Annotated in this window: 6 protein-coding genes; 4 read left to right on the top strand and 2 right to left on the bottom strand. The window is 36.9% G+C overall.

Annotation, left to right across the window (positions count from 1 at the left end; genetic code table 11):
* A partial coding sequence (locus J3U69_RS10315; protein ID WP_267414001.1) for a hypothetical protein occupies positions 1-225 on the bottom strand: 225 nt, incomplete at its 3' end.
* 351 nt (positions 226-576) lie between these two features.
* Here J3U69_RS10315 and J3U69_RS10310 point away from each other — a divergent pair.
* The 3 genes from J3U69_RS10310 to J3U69_RS10300 are packed head-to-tail and all read left to right on the top strand — an operon-like array spanning position 577 to position 3339.
* Positions 577-1488, top strand: a complete 912-nt coding sequence (locus tag J3U69_RS10310; RefSeq protein ID WP_267414000.1) for a LysR family transcriptional regulator — start codon at positions 577-579, stop codon at positions 1486-1488.
* A 28-nt stretch (positions 1489-1516) separates the two neighbouring features.
* Positions 1517-2512 (top strand): nitronate monooxygenase, encoded by a 996-nt coding sequence (locus J3U69_RS10305; RefSeq protein WP_267413998.1) that lies wholly within the window; start codon positions 1517-1519, stop codon positions 2510-2512.
* A 5-nt stretch (positions 2513-2517) separates the two neighbouring features.
* Positions 2518-3339 carry a triphosphoribosyl-dephospho-CoA synthase gene (locus J3U69_RS10300; RefSeq protein ID WP_267413996.1) on the top strand — a complete coding sequence of 274 codons (822 nt, stop codon included), beginning with the start codon at positions 2518-2520 and terminating at the stop codon, positions 3337-3339.
* 73 nt (positions 3340-3412) lie between these two features.
* On the opposite strand, the gene J3U69_RS10295 is transcribed toward J3U69_RS10300, so the two are convergent.
* Positions 3413-5293, bottom strand: a complete 1881-nt coding sequence (locus J3U69_RS10295; RefSeq protein ID WP_103752911.1) for a flavocytochrome c — start codon at positions 5291-5293, stop codon at positions 3413-3415.
* Between the two features lie 298 nt (positions 5294-5591).
* Here J3U69_RS10295 and J3U69_RS10290 point away from each other — a divergent pair, with 298 nt between their 5' ends.
* Positions 5592-6518 carry a LysR family transcriptional regulator gene (locus tag J3U69_RS10290; RefSeq protein ID WP_267413994.1) on the top strand — a complete coding sequence of 309 codons (927 nt, stop codon included), beginning with the start codon at positions 5592-5594 and terminating at the stop codon, positions 6516-6518.
* Positions 6519-6660: the final 142 nt, after the last annotated feature.

Raw genomic sequence — 6660 nt, 5'->3', positions numbered from 1 at the left:
ATACAGGTCATGCTTAATTGCTATTGGGAAAAAGTCTTGTGGAAACTTACGATTTTCTTCAATATAGTTAGTCATACGGTCAAATTCATTTTGGGCCAAATGTCTAATTTCTTTAACGTAATTGGCAAAGTCTTCGTCGGTCATCGACTCGCCTGGCTTAGCCTTATGCATAATTGGTGTTTCTTCATATGGTGGTAATACATGCAATTGTTTTTGTTCAGTCATAATACAATCTCCTTTTTACTTTCTGAAGTTTTTTGAAAGCACTCTTAATTGACAAGTGTATTATGTTGACAAAAATTGCCTTTGTAAAATTGATAACAAAGTTACTTTTATTAGTTTTATAAATACTTTTGCCATTATTTTGGCGGAAGTTTTGTTAAAATGACAAAGATTATTGCTAACTTCTTAAATTGTCCGGTAAATTTATCAGCTAAATTACAACGCGCTCAGTTATTAAGCTAATATATTAATTTTTCCAATTAATATATTAAAAAATGTGAAAGCGTTTTTATTAAATAAGGTATAGCATCTATTATTAGGTAGTGAATATCACATATTTTTTGAGGTACTATCATGAATTTAAATCAACTTTACTATTTTCGTGAATTGGCAGAACAAAAACAATACACTACAGCGGCTGAAAATTTATATATTAGTCAGCCCACTCTTTCAATATCAATCAAGCAACTAGAAAAAGAATTGCATTGTAAATTATTTAAGCATAATGGTCGCTACGTTCAATTAACCGACTATGGACGTATTTTTTACGATACGGTTACTAAATCTTTGGCTACCCTTGACCATGGTAAAAAGAAAATTGAGCAAAAAATTAGTCAAGACAAAGGTAACATTCATATTGCTGGCATCCCTACCGCAATTGGAATCTTGCTTCCTAACCTGACCAAACAATATCAACAAGAAAGCAATATTGCACCTCATTTTATTTATCACGACAACCCTTCTTATCAAATCTGCGAAGGCATTAAAAATGGCTGGTATGATATCGGCATCTGTTCTTATGTGCCCGAATTCAGTGATTTTACTTATGTTCCACTTTATACTGAAGAAATTATTGCCATCGTTTCACAAGAAAACGAACTGGCAAAAATTACGGAAATGTCCCCAGAAGAGCTGCAGGGTGAATCAATTATTACCTATTCAAAAAAGATTCAAATTGGCAAAGACATCACTAATGCCTTATTAGCTACCGCATCAGATTTACACATTACTAATCGTTTACATGATGAATTGGCTATTGCTGGTCAGGTTCTTACAAATGACATCGTCGGGGTAGTGGCTAAAACGATCTACCTTAGCGGTTTTAACATTCACACAATTAAGCTCGATTTACCTAAAAATACGCGCCAGGTGTACTTGGTCTATGATTCTAACCAAAACTTTTCACCAGAAATCATTGATTTTCTTGATTTTATTAAAAGCCGTAAAAAAGAAATTCAAGAAATGGTTGATAATATTCCGGTCTAATTGATTGGAGGAGGTGCAACATTTTCAGATGAATAAATTATGTCAATTATTAGGGGTTAATTTACCAATTGTCCAAGAGCCTATTCACACGCTAACCAATGGTAAACTGATTGCCGCCATTTCAGAAGCAGGTTCATTAGGAATTCTGGGAATTAATGCCGGTTATCACGCACCTGATGCGCTAACAGGAGCCTCGGCAAGTAGTAGCGACCAAGTTGGCAAAGCTGGCAACAATTATATCCTTGACGCAATGCAGGAAAGAAATTTGATGAATGAACAAATAGACTATGTCTTAGCTCATACCTTTCGCCCATTTGCCATTGAAATTCCTAGTAGTGCCAGCATACCTGAGCAAGATCATACAGCAATGGAACTTGTAGAATTAATGCGCAAAAGAAGACTTACCATTGCTCTTTTTGAGGGATTTGGTCAAATTGCTTCAAAAGAATGGGTCCAATTACTTCACCATAATGGGATTAAAGTTATGCAAGCTGTCTCCCAGACTGATAAGGTAAAACAAGCGCAAAAAAATGGAATTGATATTCTTATTTACCCGCAAAAAGAAGGACTGCTAGAATTTGTCCATGAAGCGCAAGCCACTCCCGTCTTAGCTGGCTGTGATACCGCTAATCCTAAGGCCTTAACTCACGCTTTAGCTTGTGGTGCACAAGGCGTCTTTCTCAAAACTGTTTTTGCCGCTAGTGAAGAAGCACCCACAGCTACGTCTATTAAAAATGCGTTGATCAAAGCCAAAAATTCGGATTTGGTTTCCTTCAAATTAAACAACCGGACGATTTTTTCATTACCGGGAAAATTGCCTAATCACTTAGCTAAAATGACTGCTGCCGGGATAGATGCTACCCAAATTACTGCTGCATCTCACGGTTACCAGGGTTTAATCAACGGAATGCTGAAAGGCGACCTTAATCTGGGGTATACTGATATTGCCGAAGATATTGATTTTATCACTGTAAACCAATCGGTTAAAGAAATTGTTAATCAGATAAATAATAGTCAAAAGTGATCTTTATGAATAATTCAATTACCCAAAATGCCACTCGAGCTCTTTTATATGAAGTTGTCACCCTTCCTAAGCCTGGTCTTGTCGACCCGCTAAGTCCAGGACCGCATCAGGATATGAATATCTATACTTTCATTGATAGCAGCTTGAGTTTAACTAACTACTTTACTGCTGCGTTTAATATTGGTCATGATTTTAAAGCAGCAGACTTAACAGAAATGTTTTTTAAATTGCGGCAAAAAGGAATAGCTGCTGAAAAAGACATGTTTCAGGCTACTAATGGTATTAATACGCATAAAGGCGCAATTTTTGCTTTAGGAATTTTTGTCTGTGCTGAAAGTTATTGCCAAAAAAATCAAACTGAAATTTTTACTACGATTAAAAAAATGTGTACCGGCTTAGTTGAACACGACTTAAAACTAAATAATCAGTTAAAAACTGCAGGAGAAAAAGAATTTCAGCAATATGGTGCGGGCGGTGCACGTGAGCAAGCTGAACTGGGCTATCCAATTGTCCGCGATGTAGCTCTACCGTTCTTAAAAAAGCGGACGGGAAATCTTCAAACTAGATTGTTAGATACCCTAATGAAAATCGCTACGGTAACTGTTGATAGCAATTTAATCAAGCGAGCTGGCAACTACGAAATTATTAATTGGCTTCAAAATAAGGCCGCTAGTTACTTAAAACTAGGCGGCTACAATTCTGCCGCTGGGAAAAAATACCTACAAGAACTTAACCAAGAATGCCTAGAAAAAAATTACAGCTTGGGTGGTTGTGCAGACTTATTAATTGTGACTATTTTTATGGCACTTGAAAGGGATTACTTATAATTTAAAATAAAAAAATAATAGTTAGCCTAATTGGTTAACTATTATTTATTTTTGTCAGAAAAGTTGATTGCAATTAATGCTGTGAAGCGCCTGTAGCCACATCAGTGTCTTTTATTTCATCACATGCCGTATCAGCTGCAATTCGACCAAACGTAAAGATATCTGCTAACGAATTACCGCCTAGACGATTACCAGCATGTAAGCCACCTGCAACTTCACCCGCAGCATACAAACCATCAACTACTTGCCCGTCTTTATTAATAACTTGTGCTTTCGGATTGATCTTTAAACCACCCATTGTGTGATGAATAGCGGGTTTACGCGGTGTAGCATAAAATGGCGCTACTTCACATTTAAGGTTGAATGCACTCTTGCCGAATTCGGGATCCTCACCTGAATCTACGTAAGAATTATACTTTTTAATAGTATTAACTAAAGTATCTGGATCCATACCAGCTTTTTGTGCTAATTCTTCAAGCGTATCAGCTTTCAATAAAGTTCCGGCTTTTACTTGTGCCTCTAAAGATTCTTCGGTTGTGTTATAAGCTGTTTTCTTAATCTTTTCATCAGCAATTAAGTAGAAAAGCGTTCCATTGGCAATTGCGGCTTTAGCCAAGGTGTCACGTTCCGCAAATTCATTTACAAAACGTTCACCCTTTTGGTTAACCATAATAAAGTTTTCTGGCGGTGTTTGGATACCGGTAAATAATTCACCCGTTTTTGGATCGGAAACTGGCATTAATTGAATAAAGCCCATGCCTACTAAATCAGCGTTAGCTTCTTGCCCCAAAGCAATGCCATCACCAGTAATAGCAGGAGAATTAGTTGTGGCAATATCGTCATCAATATGCTCCCAGTAAGTATTGTATTTTTGTACCATCTTGGTATTAGCACCAAAGCCACCAGAAGTTAAAATTACTTTTTGAGCATGAATTGTTACTTTGCTGCCATCATTACTTTTAGCAATTACACCAGTGACGCGATTATTTTCAGTAATTAAATGAGTTGCCCGCGTTTCGGTCAAGATTGTAGCACCGTGCTCTTCAATCCATTTACCCAATACACTAATAAAAGCATAGCCCATTGGCTCAACTGGCTTATGGCCTCTACGCCATAAAGCGCCTACGGGCATGGTTACCTCACTGCGATCAAATTTAACTCCCAAATCAGTCAGCCAATTGACAGAATCAAGTACATTGTTCACTAATTCAGTTACTAAAGCGTAATTACCGTGAATTTCATTTCCGTTTAAATCAGTCCGCTTACCACCCAAATAAGTTTGAATTTCGTGAAGCAATACTGAATCAAATAAGTAATCTTTCCCCGACTCAACGTAATCATTAATTTGTTTTTGCAGCTTCTTGAAGTCTTCTTGGTATTCTGGGTCAATTTCATCAATTGGCATTGCTGCTAATTTTTCTAGGCTTTCTTTTTCACCGGCTAAAGCCTTAAACTGATTTTGCCATTCTGGTTCCGCTGCATTAAGTGGACCACCCGCACGAGTTGTATTGCCACCAATCTGAGGATACTTTTCAAGCACAACAACCTTTTTTCCGTTTTGAATTGTTCTAGCAGCTGCAGCAAGCCCTGCACCACCTGCACCAATTACAACGATATCTGTATCCAGTACCTGATCTTGTCCACCAATAACGGCTGGCTTAGCACGGTCTTTCCATTCTTGCGCATCACCACCGGCTTCATTAATTGCCTGAGCAACACCATCAACAACACCATGACTGGAAATTGTTGCGCCACTCACCGCATCAACATTCAAAGTTTGATTGGCAATAATTTCTTTGGGCAAACGCTTAAAAACTTCATCGGCGACACCCTTAGTTTCACCGCTAGAATCGATACTAATATCTTTAATGCTATCTTCCGAAAGTGTGACTTTCATTGGCATAAAGCTTGAACCATGACCTTTTGCTTTCACATCATATGTACCTGGTTTCATCATGCTTTGCTTCCTCCTTATTGAATACTTAGTAATTAAATTTTACTAAGTTTCATACGCAAGGTGAAATAGTTTTATAGCAAGCAAGCCATAACAAAAATGCTATTGGCAAAAGAAGTCGACGGGTACTTTTGTCCCTTTGATCGTTTATACCCCCAACTGTTAGTTTCAAACTTAAATTAATTACGAATTTGCTTTGATAATTGGTCTCTTATTTTTATTGAGTAAAGTAATATTAAGTTGCCCAAGTTGTTGAGCCACGAGTAAGATATAATTGAGATATTATTGGAGGAAATAGATGAAAGATCCAGAAATATTACAGCATTATATCGATGTTTTGTTAAAAGAAAGCAACTTTACCCGAGCTGCACACGAGTTATACATTTCTCAGCCATATCTAACACAATTAATTAAGAGGCTAGAGCGCAAATTAGGGGCCAAAATAATTAATCGTGAAACAATACCGTTTACATTAACTGAAGCTGGCATTATTTATTACCAATATCTCGAAACGGCTATTTCTAATAATCAGACTTTAATTGAGCAACTAACCCCATTTTCCATGCCTAATAAGGAAGTTATTCGAATTGGTGTATTAGAAAGCTTAGGAACTTTTCTTTTGCCAGCACTTCTACCAGATTTTTTAACCAAAAATCCCAACATCAAAATTCAATTATCTGAAACTTATCCTCGTAAAAATGAAACCAAACTTTTAAATGAAGAAATTGATTGTTATCTAGGACAAACACCAGAATCACTCAATCATGGAATAGACTTTTACGTCAATGGCGGCGAAAATTATTACGTCATCATATCGCCAAAGTCGCCTTATTTTAAAAAGGGGCGCTTTATTTTAGAACCTAACGAATATGATATTAAAGATATTCTCCAGGAGCCATTCGTTGTTAGCTCTGCCAATTCAGCAATTAGACGGCAAGTAAATGGGGCCTTTCAAAAATTTCACGTTAAACCAAACATTGTCTTAGAAAGCAGCAGCATTTTAACAACCACTAACTTAGCAATCAAAGGTGTAGGATTAACTATTTCTGCGGCCAGTATTATTAAGCGAATGGCCCAAACCCCCATTAATCTACTTCCGCTTGACAATAACTTAATTCAAATTAAATATTTTATTGCCGTTAAGCATAGATCCCATCAAACTGAGGGCCTGCAAAGATTAATTACGGCATTTACCGATCTTAAAATTCAACCCAGCATCAAGTAGACGATAAAAATTACTAGAAATCACTTGAGTACAAATAGTTTAATTATAAAACCGCACAAAAAAAGAGGACTATCATTAGTCCTCTTTCTTACTTGCTCCGGCTGTCAGACTCGAACTGACGACATCTTGATTAACAGTCAAG

It is taken from the genome of Lactobacillus sp. B4026 (assembly GCF_026535825.1).
GTDB lineage: Bacteria > Bacillota > Bacilli > Lactobacillales > Lactobacillaceae > Lactobacillus > Lactobacillus panisapium.
The sequence above is the reverse complement of the archived record's forward strand: the minus strand, read 5'-3'. Positions and strand labels throughout refer to the sequence as shown.